14 protein-coding genes are annotated in these 13,754 nt (G+C 71.6%); 7 read left to right on the top strand and 7 right to left on the bottom strand.

Features of this window, described 5'->3' with window-relative positions; translation table 11 throughout:
* Positions 1-46: 46 nt before the first annotated feature.
* A complete protein-coding gene (locus tag AB0K21_RS27590) occupies positions 47-1,729 on the top strand; it encodes a thiamine pyrophosphate-dependent enzyme (RefSeq protein ID WP_364154461.1) in 1,683 nt (560 codons plus the stop codon).
* Positions 1,726-2,778 carry an LLM class F420-dependent oxidoreductase gene (locus AB0K21_RS27585; RefSeq protein WP_343963607.1) on the top strand — a complete coding sequence of 351 codons (1,053 nt, stop codon included), beginning with the start codon at positions 1,726-1,728 and terminating at the stop codon, positions 2,776-2,778. The genes AB0K21_RS27590 and AB0K21_RS27585 overlap by 4 nt, the downstream gene beginning before the upstream one ends.
* A gap of 86 nt (positions 2,779-2,864) precedes the next feature.
* Here the strand turns inward: AB0K21_RS27585 and AB0K21_RS27580 are convergent, their stop codons facing one another.
* The 3 genes from AB0K21_RS27580 to AB0K21_RS27570 form a co-directional block, all read right to left on the bottom strand.
* On the bottom strand, positions 2,865-3,455 hold the full coding sequence (locus tag AB0K21_RS27580) for a phosphoribosylanthranilate isomerase (protein WP_343963609.1): 591 nt from the start codon (positions 3,453-3,455) through the stop codon (positions 2,865-2,867).
* Between the two features lie 45 nt (positions 3,456-3,500).
* The gene (locus AB0K21_RS27575) at positions 3,501-5,099 is read right to left on the bottom strand and encodes a penicillin-binding transpeptidase domain-containing protein (RefSeq protein ID WP_364154456.1); all 1,599 of its coding nucleotides are present in this window, start codon (positions 5,097-5,099) and stop codon (positions 3,501-3,503) included.
* A 103-nt stretch (positions 5,100-5,202) separates the two neighbouring features.
* Positions 5,203-5,436, bottom strand: coding sequence for a hypothetical protein (locus AB0K21_RS27570; RefSeq protein ID WP_364154453.1), 234 nt, complete (start codon positions 5,434-5,436; stop codon positions 5,203-5,205).
* Between the two features lie 33 nt (positions 5,437-5,469).
* Between AB0K21_RS27570 and AB0K21_RS27565 the strand changes: the two genes are divergently transcribed.
* Positions 5,470-5,913, top strand: coding sequence for a hypothetical protein (locus AB0K21_RS27565; RefSeq protein ID WP_364154450.1), 444 nt, complete (start codon positions 5,470-5,472; stop codon positions 5,911-5,913).
* A gap of 218 nt (positions 5,914-6,131) precedes the next feature.
* Here AB0K21_RS27565 and AB0K21_RS27560 read toward each other — a convergent pair whose 3' ends face one another.
* Together AB0K21_RS27560 and AB0K21_RS27555 are read right to left on the bottom strand one after the other, a co-directional pair.
* Positions 6,132-6,644, bottom strand: a complete 513-nt coding sequence (locus AB0K21_RS27560) for a hypothetical protein (RefSeq protein WP_364154447.1) — start codon at positions 6,642-6,644, stop codon at positions 6,132-6,134.
* A gap of 62 nt (positions 6,645-6,706) precedes the next feature.
* On the bottom strand, positions 6,707-7,546 hold the full coding sequence (locus tag AB0K21_RS27555) for a PIG-L family deacetylase (protein WP_343963620.1): 840 nt from the start codon (positions 7,544-7,546) through the stop codon (positions 6,707-6,709).
* A gap of 263 nt (positions 7,547-7,809) precedes the next feature.
* On the opposite strand from AB0K21_RS27555, the gene AB0K21_RS27550 reads away from it, so the two are divergent.
* On the top strand, positions 7,810-8,130 hold the full coding sequence (locus AB0K21_RS27550; protein ID WP_343963622.1) for a plasmid stabilization protein: 321 nt from the start codon (positions 7,810-7,812) through the stop codon (positions 8,128-8,130).
* A 107-nt stretch (positions 8,131-8,237) separates the two neighbouring features.
* On the opposite strand, the gene AB0K21_RS27545 is transcribed toward AB0K21_RS27550, so the two are convergent.
* Positions 8,238-9,281: a carbohydrate kinase gene (locus AB0K21_RS27545; RefSeq protein WP_364154588.1), complete on the bottom strand. Its 1,044-nt coding sequence runs from the start codon at positions 9,279-9,281 to the stop codon at positions 8,238-8,240.
* Between the two features lie 111 nt (positions 9,282-9,392).
* The gene (locus AB0K21_RS27540; RefSeq protein WP_343963628.1) at positions 9,393-10,832 is read right to left on the bottom strand and encodes a dihydroorotase family protein; all 1,440 of its coding nucleotides are present in this window, start codon (positions 10,830-10,832) and stop codon (positions 9,393-9,395) included.
* Positions 10,833-11,213: 381 nt separating this feature from the next.
* On the opposite strand from AB0K21_RS27540, the gene AB0K21_RS27535 reads away from it, so the two are divergent.
* From AB0K21_RS27535 to AB0K21_RS27525, 3 genes are read left to right on the top strand one after another with little or no spacing between them, the layout of a single operon-like run.
* Positions 11,214-11,516 carry a CoA transferase gene (locus AB0K21_RS27535; RefSeq protein WP_343963630.1) on the top strand — a complete coding sequence of 101 codons (303 nt, stop codon included), beginning with the start codon at positions 11,214-11,216 and terminating at the stop codon, positions 11,514-11,516.
* On the top strand, positions 11,516-12,319 hold the full coding sequence (locus tag AB0K21_RS27530) for a cyclase family protein (RefSeq protein WP_343963632.1): 804 nt from the start codon (positions 11,516-11,518) through the stop codon (positions 12,317-12,319). Before AB0K21_RS27535 ends, AB0K21_RS27530 begins: the two co-directional genes overlap by 1 nt.
* On the top strand, positions 12,316-13,731 hold the full coding sequence (locus AB0K21_RS27525; protein ID WP_364154439.1) for an MmgE/PrpD family protein: 1,416 nt from the start codon (positions 12,316-12,318) through the stop codon (positions 13,729-13,731). Before AB0K21_RS27530 ends, AB0K21_RS27525 begins: the two co-directional genes overlap by 4 nt.
* Positions 13,732-13,754 lie beyond the last annotated feature (23 nt).

Genomic DNA, 13,754 nt, shown 5'->3' with positions numbered 1-13,754 from the left:
ATCTCAGCTCAGTTCGTTGTGGTTCACTGAGGAAAGGTCGACAACGGTGAATTCGTTCCATGCGGAACTCGCTCGGGTGTGCGCCGAGCTGGGGACGCCGCTCTTCGGAGTGGCGGGTGACAGCAACCTGTTCTTTGTCGACTCGTTCGTGCGTCGAGGGGGACGGTATGTCGCCGTGACCCACGAGGGCGCCGCGGTGCTGATGGCGGCGGGGTATGCCAGCGTCTCGGACCGGGTGGGCCTGGCCACCGTCACGCAGGGGGCCATCACCAACGCCGCCACGGCGCTCGCCGACGCGACGCGGTCCCGCCTGCCGCTCGTGCTGTTCGCCGGGGAGACGCCGTCCTGGGACGACGACAACGTGCAGCGCGTCCCCACGGACGCGATCGTGCGCTCGTCCGGGGCGGAGTATCTGCGGCTCGAACACCTGGCGGACGCCGACGACGTCCTCTCTCTCGCCTTCCGCCGCGCCCGCCGCTCCGCGCGGCCCGTCGTCGTGGGCATCCCCACGGACCACACGCACGAGCCCTGCTCCCTGTCCGGGGCACTCTCCGGGTCCCTGTCCGGGTCACTGTCCGGGTCACTGTCCGGGCTCGCGCAGGAGGTGGTGCCCACCCGAGACGCGGTCCGGGCCGCGGTGGAGGTGCTCCTGCGGACGCGTCGCCCGCTCATCCTGGCCGGGCGCGGAGCGATCGCCGAGGCGGACCGTACCGCGACGCTCGCCCTCGCCCGCCGTCTGGGCGCCCGGGTGGCGACGACCCTCCGGGCGAAGGAGCTGTTCCGCGGCGAACCCGCCGACCTCGGAATCTTCGGGGGTCTCCGGTCCGGCCGGTCGGCCGTGTACTTCGACGCGGCCGACGTGATCGTGGCCGTCGGGGCAGGTCTGAACTCCTACACCACCCACCAGGGGACCGCGACGCACGGCAGGCATGTCGTCCACATCGACGTCGACGCGGCGAGGGCCCGCTCCACTCCCTTCGTTCACGGCAGTGCGGCGGCGACCGCGCGCGCCCTGCTGGAGGAGCTGGCGGCGCAAGGCGTCGATTCCGACCGGCCGCTCTGGGATGTCGCCGGCTCCGCCGAGCCGGAACCGGCACGCGCGGAGGTCTCCGCCGAACCGTCCGGTGATCGGCGTCCCGGCACAGTCGAGTACATCGAGAGCCTGGAACTCCTGGAGTCGCTGTTGCCCCCGGATCGCCTGCTGACCGTCGACGGCGGCCGGATCTTCTTCGAATCGGTGCGGCGCATCTCGGTCGCGTCGCCGAGGGACTACGTGCACACGATGAGCATGGGATCCATCGGGCTCGGTCTCAGCCTGGCGATGGGGGCAGCCGTCGCCGCCCCGACCCGGCTCTCGGTCGCGGTCAGCGGTGACGGGGGCTTCATGCTCGGAGGTCTGTCGGAGTTCACGACGGCTGTCCGCCGGCGACTCAAGCTGCTCGTCGTCGTGTTGAACGACGGCTGTTACGGCGCCGAGCACCACCATTTCGTCAAGCGAGGTCACGACCCCGCCACGACCTACTTCGACTGGCCGGACTTCGCCCCGGTCGCGCGCAGCCTCGGCGGACACGGGGTGGAGGTCCGCCGGCCCGCCGACTTCCAGCATGTCGCGGACGCGATCGCCGCCGGATCCTGGCCGCTTCTGGTCGACGTCAAACTCGATCCGAACCGGATCCCGATGGATTTCCACCGGGTCCCTCCCGCCGCGCGCGCAGGAGGACACCCGTGAGAATCGGCATGCCCATCAACTACGCACGCGACTTCCACGAGACGGTCGAGGCCCTACGGGAGTACGAGGCGGCCGGCCTGGACGTCGTCTTCCTACCCGAGGCGTACACCTTCGACGCGGTGAGCCAACTGGGTTACATCGCTGCGAAAACCTCGACCCTGCAACTCTGCTCCTCGATCCTCAACATCTACTCCCGCACCCCCACGCTGCTGGCCATGACCGCCGCCGGAATCGACTACGTCTCAGGCGGGCGCTTCACGATGGGCGTCGGCGCGTCCGGCCCCCAAGTGATCGAGGGCTTCCACGGGCTACGACACGACGCCCCGCTGGCACGAACCCGCGAGGTCGTGGAGATCTGCCACCGGGTGTGGCGGCGCGAGCCGGTCGAATTCCACGGCAGGCACCACGACATCCCCCTCTCCCCCGAAAAGGGCGGCTCGGGTCTCGGAAAGCCGCTGAAGCTCATCAACCACCCGCTGCGTGACCGGATCCCCCTCGTGCTGGCCGCCCTCGGCCCGAAGAACGTCGAGTTGGCCGCCGAACTGTTCGACGGCTGGGAACCGCTCTTCTACCTCCCGGAGCGGGCGAAGGACACGTTCGCCGACGCGCTGCGAGCAGGGCGATCGAAGCGATCCACGAAATTGCCGCCGCTGGACGTCATCGTCGACACCAAGGTGCTCATCAGCGAGGACGAGGCCGAACTGGCCGCGGCCCGGCAGCAGGTGCGCGAGCACCTGGCCCTCTACATCGGCGGCATGGGCGCAAAGGGAAAGAACTTCTACAACGACCTCGCCGTACGCTTCGGCTTCCCCGAGACCGCCTCTAGAGTCCAGGATCTCTTCCTGTCCGGCCGCAGGAAGGAGGCAGCGGCCGCGATCCCCCGGCGACTCATCGACGGCGTCGCCCTCGTCGGCCCTCCCGGCTGGGTATCCGAACGCCTGGCCGCATTCGCCGAGTCCGGCGTGACCACCCTCAACGCCACCCCACTCGCCACCACCCACCGGCACCGCGTCAAGGACATCACCGCCCTGCGAAGATCCGCAGGATGAGGCGGGCCTCCCCATCGGACGGACCTCCTCAAGTGCCAGGTTGACCAAGTCCGCGGGGTCGTCACAACGATCAGCCTGAACGATTCTCACCCCGCGCGGGCCGCGGTGACGAAATCCCTGATGAGCCCGGAGTCCTTCTCCCCGGGCGCGACCTCCACGCCGCTCGACACGTCGACCCCCCAGGGCCGGGCCGCGGTGATCGCCTCGGCCACGTTCGACGGGGTCAGGCCCCCGGCCAGCATCCAGCGGCCCTCCGGGCGCCCGCGCACGGCCGCCCAGTCCCACGGCTCCCCCGAGCCCGGCCTGGGCGCGTCCACGATGAGCAGGTCCTCGTCGAGGGCGCCGCAGCGCAGATCGGTGCTCGCGGCCCCGGCGCGGACCAGCGTGACGCCGAGGTCCTTCAGCGCGGTGAAGTCCGCGTGCGGGTGCTCGCCGTGCAGTTGGACGGCGCGTACCCCTGACTCCAGGGTGGCCGCCCTGACCTCCTCGGTGGGCTCGCCGGCGAACACCGCCACGGTCAGCACGTGCGGGGGGACCGCCGAGGCCAGCTCGCGCGCCCGCGCCGGGGTGACCCGCCGTGAACTCCTGGTGAGGACGAATCCGATGGCGTCGGCGCCCGCCTCGACGGCGGTCGCCACATGTCCGGGCTCGCGCAGCCCGCAGATCTTCACATACACCCTCGTACGTTAGCCCGTTCTCCAGACCGGTTGCCGCCTCCGCCGTCAGAGGGCGTTCAGGAATCTCGCGGCGATCGGCGCCGCGACCGTACCCCCGGCGCCGCCGTGCCGGACGAACACCGCGAAGGCCAGGGAGCCCCGGTAGCCGATGAACCAGGCGTGGTCCTCTCCGCCCTCGACCTCGGCGGTACCGGTCTTGCCGGCGGTGTCCGGCGGGAGGCCCGCCCCGGCGGCCGTACCCCGGCCGACCACGGCGCCCATCATCGTCCGCAGGCCCGAGGCCACCTCATCGCCCAGCGGCACCGGCGACGGCGAGTCCGCGGGAGGCTCGGCGGTCGTGATCGCGGGTCTCCACACGCCGCTCGCGACCGCGGCGGCGACCTCGGCCATGCAGAGCGGGCTGGCCTGTACCGAGTTCTGGCCGATGGCGTCGGAACCCAGCTGGTCCGGGCCCTCGTAGGAGCGGATCCGGCAGTAGCTCAGCCCCTGCTTCTCCCGGAACCCGAACCGGTCCGCCGCCTCGGCACGCAGCCGGTCGTCGCGCAGCCGCTCGTACGCCTGCTGTGCGAAGGTGGTGTTGCAGGAGAGCGCGAAGGCCGTGGTGAGGCTCACGGTGCCGTGGTCGACACCGTCGGAGTCGGTGAAACTCCGGCCGTTCGGAATCGTGTAGCCCGCCGGGCAGGCCACCTGCGACTCCGGAGTCAGGCCGTTGTGCAGCAGCGCGGCCGCGGTCACCACCTTGAACGTCGAACCCGGCGGGTAGAGGCCGTTGAACGCCTCCCTGCCGCCCAGCCCGTCCGCCACCGCGCGCACCTGGCCCGTCCTGATGTCCATCGCCACGATCGCGGCGGGCTGCCCGACACCGTCCAGGGCACGGGCGGCGGCGGCCTGGACCGGCTGGGAGATCGTGGTCTTCCTCCCCGAGGGCGGCCGGGGCGAGGAGGCCATCAGCACCCGGCCGGAGCCCTCCTCCTCCAGCTTCACATCGAGGACCGTGTCGCCCAGCCCGGTGAAGTAGTCGCCCGCCCTGCTGTCGCGGGGGAACGGCAACCCCTCGCGGGTCAGCGTGGCCGGGCGCCGGACCTCGGTCTCCTTCAGCACCAGGCGCCCGCCGTCCTTGAGCGCCGGGTGCATCGTCTCCGGGCTCCAGAGCACCTTCCAGGTGTCCGCCCGCATCACCAGGCGCAGGACCGAGGTGAACGGCCAGCGGCCCAGACCCGCGACCTCCCTCACCCCGGTGAAGGACAGCTCGGCCGCCTCGCTCTCGCGGTGCAGCTCGCCGGGGGTGAGGGAGGACAACGAGGCCCGCAGATCGGCGTCGAACCTGCGGTGCCGGTCGGCGAAGTCGGCTGGGGGGTCGGCGACCAGGTCCGCCATGGCGGCGAGATCACCGGCCTGCCAGGCGGTGAGGTATCTCGCCCCGGCCTGCGCGGGACCGTCCTGCGGAGTCGGAGTCGGAGTCGGTGTCGGGGTGGCCGCTGCCGGATCGGACAGGGTCAGCTTCTGGCCGGGCCGCGGCTCCCCGGTGGGGGTGGACCGCGGCGAGGCCACCACGGCCCCAGGTGCCGCCATCACCCCGTACACGCCGAAGGCGACGATCGCGACCGCCAGGGCGGCCAGCACGAGGAGCCGTCGATCCCGCATAACCGTTTGCTCCCCTGGGTTTCCACGGTTGCCAACCAGCAAAAAGATCGTAAAGGTGATGGGCGTCGGCGAACCAGGCTTTCCGGACTTCGGTACCGCAGTGTCATGTCGCGGCCGGGAGAGTGGACCCGACGGGGCGTGAGCCCGCCACCTGGTCCGTGACGTGCTCCAGGATCTGCAGGGCGACCTCGACCTCGGCCTTGGTCACGGTGAGGGGCGGGAGGAGTTTGACCACCTCGCCACGCCTGCCGCAGGTCTCGACGAGCAGGCCCTGGGCGAAGGCGAGCGTCGAGACGAGATCGGCGACGTGGCGGTCGGCGCACGGCAGGCCCAGCATCAGGCCACGGCCGGTCGGCGGGGCGAGCCAGTCGTGGCGGGCGGCGCTGGCGGCCCCGCGACGCTCGTCCTCGACCAGGTGCGGGAGCGCCGGCTCGGCGGCTCCTGGCTGCAGGCGGGCACGGAGCCGTACGGCGTCTCCGGAGAGATCGACGCCGACGATCCGCTCCCGGTCAGGCTTGACATCGACGTGCCGAAAGGCCCCGCGAGGTTCACCGGCTCGATCTTCTCCCGCCCGAAGAACGCGCTCGCGGGCTGGATCGACACCACGCTCGCCTGGTGGAACACCCTGAGCTGGGCGAACTCGTGGCCGGGGAGGCGCGGCGGATCCTCGACGAACCCGGCTGAACCTCATGGCACGCGGTATTTCTCGCAGAAGTACGGGCACTTCTTCTCCGCGCAGCGGGAGGTGCCCTGCCGGCGCTCGAACCACCCTTCCGCGACGTTGCCGATGAGCTCGGCGGGACCGCAGCGGTAGATCGCGCCGTCGGGCATGATCCGGACGAAACGGTTACCCGCCTCGCACAGGTCGCCCCGATAGGCAGGGCGGTCGCGCAGGAAGAGCGGGCCGTCCATGAACGGGTTGATCGACGGTGGCTCACCTCTTCGGGAGAACCACCCCGCGTTGGATTCCGCGGCGCGCCGGGAGTAGGTGAGAAACAGCTCGCGTTCCTCGTCGGAGTAGTCGCGGCCCGCCTAGGGACCGCGCAGCGCCTTCGGAATCGGAAGCACGCCTCGGTCGGCGTATTCGTTCCACATCTCGCCGAATTCCGGGAACAGCAGGACGAACGTGACCCGCTCGGTGGTGGAAGAACTCCCAGGTGAACTCCTCCTCGGCGTCATCGGCGAAGGTGGCGACGTGCGCCCCGGCGACGGAAGCCCACGGCCGTAGACCGCCCCGACGGGCAGCGGCGCTCCGAGCACGACCACGCGCCCGCCCTCCTTTGTGGCGGCGACCGCGACGGCGAGCCCCTCCGGCGTACCGGTCACGTCGAGAACCAGGGGGTAGGCCATGGCCGGTACCGAGGTCCCGGTCGTTAAGCGGGTGTGCTCCTCGGCTCGCGCCGCCCAGGACCTGACCGCCGACCCGCCGACGGCCAGGCAGTCGCTGCTCACCCTGGCGGCCGCGATCCCGCCGTCAAGACGCGCCCTCGGGCCGGGCGGCCCGGCGAACATCCCGCCATCCGGCTGGAGGAAGAGGCACACCACCTCGCCCGGGTATCCCGCAGATCACTGTGACCCGGTCCGCGGGCCGGACCGGGTCACCCCGCTCATGACCGGCCGGAAGTCCCCTGGCGGAGACCGTCGAAGAGGTCGTCCTCGCGATCGGCGGCGGCCGGGACCCGGTTGAGGTGGCGGATGAAGGACTCCTGCGCGAACGCCCGGTGCTGGGCCTCGGCGGGCATCCGCAGCAGGAAGATGTTCTCGCCCTGGCTCGCGTGCGCCTCCAGCGCCTTGCGTTTGCGCTCCACCTGGTCGGCCACGTCGATCACGGCGGTGATCTGCTCCTCGGGGACGCCGAAGTCCTCGGGGAGCTCCAGGTCCTCGGGGGCGGCGCCGGTCGAGCGGAGATAGGCGAACATCTCGGCGATCCGCTCGCGGGGCACCGCCGTGTAGTAGAGCTTGCCGGGAATCCCGCTGGCCTCGGTCGCGGCGACCGCGATCCGGTGTGCCTGGATGTGGTCGGGGTGACCGTAGCCGCCGTTCTCGTCGTAGGTGACGACGACCTGCGGGCGGTAGCGCTCCATCAGCGCGACCAGCCGGCCCACGGCCTGCTCGAACGGCACGTTGGCGAAGGCGTCCTCGGCCTCGTTTCCGGCCCAGCCGACCATGCCCGAGTCCCGGTAGCCGAGCAACTCCAGGTGGGAGATGCCAAGGTGGGCCGCCGAGGCGCGGAGCTCCTCCAGCCGCAGCGCGCTCACCGCCGCCTCGTCGTGACCGGGCTCCCCCGGCTTCGCCCCGCCGGGCGCGTCACCCTGCTCGCCGTTCGTACAGGTGACCAGGACGGTGCGGATGCCCTCGTCCGCGTATCTGGCCAGGATCCCGCCGGTCCCGATCACCTCGTCATCGGGATGAGCATGAACCGCCATCAACGTCAGCCCGTCACTCACCGACACCGCTCCCTCCGTAGGAAAACCCAGCGAACCGCCTCACCTTACGACGCCCCGCCGACACTCCCAACCGGCGGTCGTCCCGCCGCGGGCCGGAGACACCGCGTCGCTCTCCGCGGGACCGTCCACACGTGCGCGGGGATGGTCCCGGCATGGGCATCGTCAAGAGTCGGTCCGGGACGGCGGTGGTACCGGTGTCAGGCGGGACGGCGCGGGTAGCGGAGTGGTAAGGCAGAAGTGAACGATGCGAAGAGGTGATCGCCATGCCGCGTGGTTCCAATTCCAAGCGCGAGCGGCAGTACAGGCACATCAAGGAGAGCGCGCGACGGCGCGGGGAGAAGGAGAGCCGGGCCGAGGAGATCGCGGCCCGTACCGTCAACAAGGAACGTGCCCGCGCCGGGGAGTCCCGCACCGCAAGCCGCACCTCGACCCAGGACATCTCCTCGTCTCGGCGCGGCGGGCTGCGCTCGCACTCCGGAGCCGGTGGCCGTACCAAGGAGCAGCTCTACGCGGAGGCCAAGCGCCGCAACATCAAGGGCCGCTCGACCATGAGCAAGGCACAGTTGGAGAAGGCCCTCCGCTGAGGATCCGGCGGGCGCGCCCCGCACTCGGAGCCTCATGGCGACCGGGGGCGGCGGGGTCGCGTCCGGCCGGGTCCGTCTCCGGCCACTGATCGGCCCTACCGCCCGCGTTACCTACCTCCGGCGCCGCCGTCCCGATCTGGCGGCCCTGCCGGGCGTCGGTACCGATGGTCCGGCCCCTGGGCGGCCCGTAGTTCGGCGCGGGTGGGCGGGTTCGCTCCCGCGCGCCGGCAGGTGAGGCCCGCCACCGTGGCCGCCTGGTCGAGGATGCCGGTCAGTTCCGCCTCGGACAACTCGCCGATCAGGGCCGGGGTGGCGTGACCGCCTCGCAGCAGCCCGTCGAGCAGGCCGGCGGTGAAGGCGTCTCCGGCACCGACGGTGTCCACCACCTGGACCGGGATCGCCGGTCTCCGGAGCGCGTGGCCGCCTCGGGTCAGCCCCAGGCAGCCCTCGCCTCCGTAGGTGACCACCACCAGGTCGGGGCCCAACCCCAGCCATTCCCGGGCCACCTCGCCGGCCGGCCGGTTCGGGTAGAGCCAGCTCAGGTCCTCCTCGCTCACCTTGACCACGTGGGCGAGGGTCACGTACCGCTCGATGAGCGGGCGTGCGGACGCCGGGTCATCGAGCAGGGCGGGCCGGATGTTCGGGTCGTAGCTGATCAGTACCCGGCCTTCGGCCCTCGCCCGCGCGACGGCGCCGGCGATCCGGTCACCGCCTGGCGGCCGCCAGGCGGCCACGGACCCGGTGTGGACCACCCGGGTCTCCGCCGGCAGGTGCGGCTCGCCGTCCCCCCACTGCCAGTCGGCGGTGCCCTCGACGTAGAAGTCGTAGGCGGCCTGACCCGCCTCGTCGACGGAGACGATGGCGAGGGTGGCCGGCTCGCTCGCCGGGACCGCCCAGCGCAGGTCCACCCCGTTCGCCGCGGCGTGCGCGCGCAGCGTCCGGCCCAGCACCCCGGTGGAGAGGCGGGCGACGAACGCGGTGGGATCGCCCAGGCGGGCCAGGCCGACCGCGACGTTGAGCGGGCTGCCGCCCGGATGCCCGGTGTAGGCCCGGCCGCCGCCCTCCGCGACCATGTCGACGACCGACTCGCCGATGACGGTGATCATTGTCGGCCCGTCCCCGCGGGAGGGGCCACAGGAGTCCTCGAACATGTCACCCACCGATGGATCGTCTCATCGGGAACCGCGCCGTGCATCCGGTGGTGCCGGATGACCGGTCCTCGTGCGCCGACCTCGATCGAACCCACTCGCCGGCGGGCCCGGTCACGCGCGGCGCGCGTACCGCCCGCTGGGCTCGCCCACGACCGCACCGTCACGGAAGCGCACCTGACCTCCGACGACCGTGGTGACCGGCCAGCCGGTCAGGCCGACTCCCTCGAACGGGGAGTGGTCCTGGCCCGACAGGCACAGCTCGGGGGTCACCGTCTGCGCCAGTTCGGGGTCGACGACGGTCAGATCGGCGTCGAAGCCGACGGCGAGGCTGCCCTTGCGGCCCCACAGGTTGTAGGCCTTGGCGGGGTTGGCCGAGGCCAGCTCGGCGATACGGGCGAGGGAGAGCCCGCGCTTGAGATGCCCTTCGGAGAACAGGACCGGATAGAGCAGAGCGGTTCCGCCGAATCCCGGGCGCGCCGGCCAGAGCCGCTCGCCCTTCTCCGCCTCCATGCAGCAGGCATGGTCGGAGGCCACCCAGTCGATCGTGCCGTCGGCGGCGCGCTGCCACAGTGCCTCGCCGTCGGCCCTGGTGCGAATCGGGGGGTTGACCTTCCCGCCGAGGCCGCCCACCGCGTCGAGGCCGTCGTGGTCGAGGCAGAGATGGTGCAGCGTGGTCTCGGCCCGCATGTCGGCCGCGCCGTTCACCTCGCGAGCGAGCACGACGGCCTCGATCGCCTCCCTGCTGGACAGGTGCAGCAGGTTGACGCTGGTGCCGGTGTGGTTCGCCAGCGTGGTCGCCTCGCCGATGGCGACCCGCTCGGTCAGCGGCGGACGTCCCTCGTGATAGGCGCGGAGCGTCTGCGGGTCGCCCTGCGAGCGGACCCGGTCGATGAACACCCTCATCAGCTCGGACTGCTCGCAGTGCAGCGACAGCGACAGCCGCAGGCCGGGATGCGCGTCCTGGACCCGGGCCACCTGCTCCAGAATGAGGTAGAGATGACCGAGGTCGTACTCGTCCCCCATGGTGAAGGCGCGGGCGTCCCGGCTGTTCGCGGCCAGGTCGAAGCCCTTGTAGAACATGTAGTACTTGAACGACGTGACGCCGTGCTCCGCCACCAGGTAGGGAATCTCGGCGATCTGGTCCACGGTCATCGGCGCGAGGTGGAAGCCGTAGTCGGTCCAGGACCGCCCGGAGACCGCTGCGAGGACCTCCGGGAAGATCTCCTCGTAGGAGCCCGTGCGGTCCAGGTAGTGGGAACCGGTACGGAAGTACGACAGCACGGTCGTGGCGCCGCCGACGAGAGACGATCGGGTCTCCTCGAAGGCGTCGGTGGCCAGGTCGCGGTAGATGCCAAGGTGGAAGTGGGCGTCCACGGCCCCGGGAAGGACCACCTTCCCCCGGGCGTCGACCACCTCGCCGGCCTCCGCGGCGGCGATGTCGTGGGCGATGGCCGCTACCTTCCCCTCGGAGACCGCCAGATCGGCGCGGATCTCTCCGTGGTAGGGAAGGACGACGGTGCCCCCCTTGATCAACAGGTCATATCGGGACATACGCGCGACAGCCGGCCCGTGGGGCGGCCGTCACCCCCTTTCCGGTGTGGTCCACCCCATCTGGGCGGACAGTCGTGCGGTGGATTCCAGAAGCGCCTCGACGCACGTGTCGACCTCGGTGCGGAACCGCTCCAGCGGCCCGCTCGACCGCGGCGACGGCCTGCCTGCCGCTCTCCTGGACCGGCGGGTCGGCGACCACGGGGCTCCGGTCTTCCTTCGGCATGTGTTCCTCCAGGGAAAAGGGGCGCTCCCCCTTCGGAGCTCGAAGTCTTCACCAGACTTGTTCCGCAGACGGTAACGCTGTTTCAATAGATTGTGAAGCCCCCGGGGATGCGCTTCGGACGGGCCGTAAACGCAACACACTTCGAGGAGGCCGATCTCGTGGAGGCGGAGCAGATGCCCGGGCCCTCCGGGAGCCCTGCGGGGCCACTGGCCGGCATCGTGGTCGTCGGCGCGGCCACCCTGTTCGCCGGGCCGCCGGCGGCGACGACCCCCGGTGACCACGGCGCCGACGTCGTCAAGGTGGCAGACCCCGAACAGCACGTGCTCTTCGGGCTCTCGGACACACCGGGCCCGATCCGGTGGACAGGCCGCGTGCGCGGCACCGACAACGCGGGCGTCCGGGGTGACCTCGGCGTGAGCGCCGACGAGCTCGACGCCCCGCGAGAGAGGAAGGTGGCGTGATGTCGTTGTGGCGGCACCTCGACGGCTCCAGGATCGTCGATCTCGCTCAGCCGATGCGCACGGGCATGCCCCAGTCGCCGAACCACCCGCGTTTCAGGATGGTCATCGAGCGGCGGCACGGCGACATGGTCCGCGAGGACGGCGGCTCGGCCGCGAACGAGGTCATCCTCACCGGCGGGCACGTGGGCACCCATGTCGACGCCCTCGGACACGTCTCACAGGACGGGTACGTCCACGGCGAGGTCGAGGCGGCGGGCATCCAGTCACACCAGGGCCTGTCCCGGCTCGGGATCGAGACCTTCACCCCGTACGTCGGGCGTGGCGTGCTGCTCGACGTGACCGCCGTGCACGGGGTCGACGTTCTGCCGCCCGGATACGAGGTGACCCCGGAGGATCTCGAAGCCGCGGCGCACAGGGCGGGCGTGCGGCCGCGCGCCGGTGACGCCGTGCTGATCGGCACCGGCTGGTCACGCGAGTGGGACCGGCCGGCCCGTTTCACCGGTGAGGAGGGCGGTGTGCCCGGTCCAGGGCCGGACGCGGCTCGCTGGCTGGTCGAGCAGGGCGTCGCGGTGGCCGGGGGCGAGACGATCGCCTTCGAGCACATCGCGGCGGGCCGCGGACACTCCACGCTCCCCGTACACCGGATCCTGCTCGTGGAGGCGGGCGTGCACATCGTCGAGACGATGCGCCTGACCGAACTGCTCGGCCTCGGGACGCCCGAGTTCCTGCTGGTCCTCAATCCTCTCCCCATCGTGGGCGCCACCGGCGCGCCCGTGCGGCCGCTCGCGGTGCTCACCGCATGAGCGTCGTCTCGGCTCTGGCCGAATTCGCCGCCGCCGGCCGTACGGGCCTGCCTCCCGCGGTCGTCGCGGACGTGACCGGCCGGGTGCTCGACACCTTCGGCAACTGCCTCGCCGCCCAGGAGCTCACCGATCCGGCCGAGCCGCACGAGGCGACCCTGCGGATGGCGAGCCGGTGGGGCGGCGTCGGAGAGTCCTCCGTACTCGGCCACCGGCTGTCGCTTCCCGCGCCCTCCGCGGCGCTGGTCAACGGCACCCTCGCGCACGCGCTCGACTTCGACGACACCCACCTGCCCTCGGTGCTTCACCCGTCCGCCTCCGTCGTGCCCGCGACCCTGGCCGTCGCGGAGTCCGTCGGGGCCTCGGGCACCGAGCTCTGCCAGGCGGTGGCGGTCGGCGACGAGATCACCAACCGGCTGGGCATGGCGTCCTACATCCCCGAGTTGCGCAACTCCCTCTTCTTCGAGAAGGGCTGGCACGCCACGTCGATCTGCGGGACCGTCGGCGCCGCCGCAGGGGCGGCCCTGCTGATGGGCCTTTCCGCCGACGGCATCGCCCATGCCATGGGAATCGCCGCCAGTATGGGAGCGGGGGTCATCGAGGCCAACCGCACCGGCGGCACCGTGAAACGGGTGCACTGCGGCTGGGCCGCCCACTCGGGCGTGGTCGCCGCCACCATGGCCGCCGAGGGGGTGACCGGGCCGCCGACCGTTTTCGAGGGACGTTTCGGCTTCTTCCAGGCGTTCCTCGATGGGCGCTACGACGAGGCCGCGATCACCGACGGGCTGGGCGAGCGCTGGGAGCTGCTGCGTACGGTGTACAAGCCCTACCCCTCCAACCACTTCACCCATCCGGGCATCGACGCCGCCCTCGCCCTGCGCGCCGGAGGTCTGCGGCCCGAGGACGTGGCGGAGATCGAGCTCGGCGTGGCGGCCGCCCCGCTGCGGACGATCGGGGAGCCGCACGAGGAGAAGGTCCGGCCCCGGACGCCGTACCACGCCAAGTTCTCCGGCCCGTACACCGTGGCCAGCGCCCTGATCGGAGGGGGCGGCCTCGGACTGCACCTCGACGACTTCGCCGAGTCCGCCTTCCGTGACGAGCGGCGGCTGTCACTGGCCGCCAAGGTGCGCGTCGTGGCCGACCCGGAGTGCACCGAGGAGTTCCCCCGGGCCTTCTCCGCCGTGTTGCGGGTCCGCACCAGGGATGGACGCCGTCTGGAGCACCGGGTTCACTCCTCGCGCGGCGGGCCCGAACATCCGCTGACGATGGACGAGCTGCAGACGAAGTACACCCTCAACGCCTCTCGTGTGCTGCCGGCCGAGGCGGCCGAGGCACTGGCCCTGGAGGTGCGCGGCCTCGCGACGCGCCGCAGCGTCGCGGGCCTGCTCGACGCGGCGCTGATCACGCACGCCTAGGCGTGGACGCCTCAGCCGCCACC

The organism is Streptosporangium sp. NPDC049248, assembly GCF_040678965.1.
Classification (GTDB): Bacteria; Actinomycetota; Actinomycetes; order Streptosporangiales; family Streptosporangiaceae; genus Streptosporangium; species Streptosporangium fukuiense.
Note: the sequence above shows the minus strand (reverse complement) of the source record. Positions and strands in the feature narration are given on the sequence as shown.

Excerpts from the sequence above, each read along its gene's own strand:
- AB0K21_RS27570 (WP_364154453.1), bottom strand. The coding sequence starts at position 5,436 with ATGCTGGGCCTGCCGTGCGCCGACCGCCACGTCGCCGATCTCGTCTCG.
- AB0K21_RS27545 (WP_364154588.1), bottom strand. The coding sequence starts at position 9,281 with ATGTTCGAGGACTCCTGTGGCCCCTCCCGCGGGGACGGGCCGACAATG.
- AB0K21_RS27575 (WP_364154456.1), bottom strand. The coding sequence starts at position 5,099 with ATGCGGGATCGACGGCTCCTCGTGCTGGCCGCCCTGGCGGTCGCGATC.
- AB0K21_RS27525 (WP_364154439.1), top strand. The coding sequence starts at position 12,316 with ATGAGCGTCGTCTCGGCTCTGGCCGAATTCGCCGCCGCCGGCCGTACG.
- AB0K21_RS27530 (WP_343963632.1), top strand. The coding sequence starts at position 11,516 with ATGTCGTTGTGGCGGCACCTCGACGGCTCCAGGATCGTCGATCTCGCT.
- AB0K21_RS27540 (WP_343963628.1), bottom strand. The coding sequence starts at position 10,832 with ATGTCCCGATATGACCTGTTGATCAAGGGGGGCACCGTCGTCCTTCCC.
- AB0K21_RS27550 (WP_343963622.1), top strand. The coding sequence starts at position 7,810 with ATGCCGCGTGGTTCCAATTCCAAGCGCGAGCGGCAGTACAGGCACATC.